The sequence below is a fragment of the Mycobacterium sp. genome (assembly GCF_052144515.1).
GTDB lineage: Bacteria > Actinomycetota > Actinomycetes > Mycobacteriales > Mycobacteriaceae > Mycobacterium.
The window spans coordinates 1-2,703 of sequence record NZ_JBKQQD010000249.1 but is presented as its reverse complement, the minus strand read 5'-3'; the positions used below and the strand labels follow the sequence as shown (position 1 = coordinate 2,703).

Genomic DNA, 2,703 nt, shown 5'->3' with positions numbered 1-2,703 from the left:
GGTATCACGAGGACAAGAGCTCGGCGCTGCTCCAGCAGGAACTGCGCGCCAACGGGTTCGAGGTGCGGGCCGGGCTCGCCGGCATGCCTACCGCGTTCACCGCCAGCTTCTGCTGCGGGAGTCCGGTGATTGCGCTGATGGGCGAATTCGACGCCTTGCATCTCAATCACCACTTGCCATTCCAGATATTTCCGAGCATCTTCAGTTCAATCGATTCGTACACGAAAGACGTCGTTCACTCGTGGTTTGATGCCCACGGAGTGCCGCCTGCCTGGCTTTCACCGCTAGGGCCAATCGTCGCCTATCAAGAACCCCGACACTGGTCCGAGTTTCATACCGTCGATCCGGAGTACGGCATTCACCTAACCGGGATGGCCGACGCGATTTTTAAATACGCTGACGGTTCCTACGTAATCGCCGACTACAAAACGGCACGCTTCAGTGACGCTGAGAACAGGAAGCTGATGCCGCGCTACAACGTGCAACTCAACGCATATGCCCGCATCGCAGCTGATTGCGGCCCGTGGCCGATATCCCATCTCGCGCTCGTCTACATGGAACCGGCTACGAAGGGCCACGCCGTAAACCACTGCGGTAACTGTCGCGAAGATGGCTTCGTCATGGGCTTCCGAGCCCGTGTCGTCGAGATCCCGCTTGGTGAGGGGCTATTGGAACACGCGATGGCCAGGACGAGGCAGATCTTCGACCTGTCCGATGCACCCGACGGCGCTCCAGGATGCAGCGACTGCCCGCTCGTACTCGACTTGGCCGAGGCGCTTTGGCCTGGAATCAGCGACGTTGACTTGGTCGACAAGCTGCAACGCATGCTCGCCAACTCACCACCAACACGCCCTAGCACAGGGCATAGGTCTTACCGAACAACCGCCATGCGGCGGGACACGCACGGCGCGAACCTCAGAGACGCCGTACGTAACGCGGCCAACGCTCAGCCTCACGAGGCCGAGGCGGAGGCCGCATCCTTCGAAGTCTCTGGCTCTGGGTGCCTTCGCGGGTCGCCGTTCTGCCCTGGCGGGAGCGCCTGCCCGCACCGGCCATTCTGACCGCGCCAAGCTGGATGCGCTCGGATCTCGCGGCCCCGCCATCATCACAGGCGGGCCGAGACTGGCTAGCGTCGCGCCGGTTGGCGGCACCGAAAGCCCGTGACCGGTGGTCACCCCACACACGCCGGTCTGCACGGCGACAATGAAACTGTTTGGCGCAGTGTCGGTTTGCGCGACAGGCGACATGCCCGAGATTCGGACATTCGAACGACACGCCGATAAGATTTCGGTTCCACGAGCAACCCGCTGCTGTGGTGAAACGTTACGGCGGCACGGTGGACAAGTTCGAAACGATCCGCCAGTTCGCCGAGGAACAACTCGCCGCCAGCGGGGCGGCGCCGGGTCAGCTACAGCGGCCAGTTCGATGACCGCCAGCGACGTGCGTGACCGTCTGGTTGAAGCGGTTCAGATCCTGTTGGCCGAGTGACCCTTGGAGCTGACGCCGTGAGATCACGACACCCACGGAATCACCAGGACATACCTGGTCTTCGCACTGACGCTCGCCGGTTGCGGTGAGGAGGCGAGGGCCGCCGCGAACGGCCTGATCGACACCGCCGAAGCCACCCACAACCCGTATGTGCTCTCGTTCGCGCTTTACGTTCACGGCTACGCCTTCCGCGACGCCGATCCCGCCGGAGCGCTGGACGCCGCGCGTCGGGGCCTGGTGATCGCCCGAGACAGCGGCAACCGCTACGCCGAGACACTCCTGGCGGGCGTCCTGTCCGGCCTCGAGACCGAGCATGGCGACCCGCTGGCCGCGCTGGATTACGTCACGCTGGCGATCGGCAACTTCCACGATGCGGGCAACACCACCGGGGTGCGCACCACCCTCGGGATCCTCGCCGCCCTGTTCGACCGGCTCGGACGCCACGAACCGGCGGCCACCATGGCCGGCCACCCCATCAGCCCCCACACCGCAGCGGCCTTCCCCGAGATCAATACCGCCATCGCCCACCTGCGCGATGTGCTCGGCGACCCGGCCTACGAATCGCTCGCCCGCAAGGGTGAAACGATGACCACCGCCGAGATGGTGGCGTACGCCTACGACCAAATCGACCAGGCCCGAACAAAACTCGAACACCCCAGCTGAATGCCCCCTCAGCAGCGGAGGCGGTCGGCGAGGGGGTAGGGGTGCAAAAGTCTGTCCGAGCGCCGCATCCACGCTCACGGTCCTGCTCCATCGTCCCGCACGTGCGGAGGTCGGCTCGTTCACCAACTCCGAAAATATTGGCGCAAAGATCCGCGAACTTGTCCCCTTCGACGCGATGAGGCTGCTTGCCGGCTGGTGGAACCTCAACCACCTACAAGAGATCGCAGAAGAGCCCCGGCGATGAAGGGCGTCCTGTTCAAGCGGACAGGCCGCGGACTAATGGCCCGCTGGAAGTACCTCCGCTACAACGGCGACGGCTACCTTGACCTCGGCGTCGATAAGGACGGGTCCGTCTACAATCCGCACGGCTACGCTGCGCACCGCCAAGACGGCACGGCTCCGGGAACGCTCGATATCAACCTGTGCTGCCACGCGTGCGACCGAGCCGACGCCGCTTACGACTGCTGACGACGATCGGCGCGACGACGCATCCTGCGCATGCTTCGGCGCAGACCCCGGACTGCGTAGCCGGCCGCCACGACCGACGCCACA

At 64.4% G+C, this 2,703-nt stretch carries 3 protein-coding genes; all 3 read left to right on the top strand.

Annotated elements, in window-relative coordinates; all coding sequences use genetic code 11:
• Window positions 1-1,061, top strand: a 1,061-nt coding sequence (locus tag ACLP9N_RS16885; RefSeq protein WP_442408497.1) for a PD-(D/E)XK nuclease family protein, incomplete at its 5' end; no start/stop codon positions are given.
• A gap of 577 nt (window positions 1,062-1,638) precedes the next feature.
• Window positions 1,639-2,151 (top strand): hypothetical protein, encoded by a 513-nt coding sequence (locus tag ACLP9N_RS16880; protein WP_442408496.1) that lies wholly within the window; start codon window positions 1,639-1,641, stop codon window positions 2,149-2,151.
• Between the two features lie 240 nt (window positions 2,152-2,391).
• Window positions 2,392-2,619 (top strand): hypothetical protein, encoded by a 228-nt coding sequence (locus ACLP9N_RS16875; RefSeq protein WP_442408495.1) that lies wholly within the window; start codon window positions 2,392-2,394, stop codon window positions 2,617-2,619.
• Window positions 2,620-2,703 lie beyond the last annotated feature (84 nt).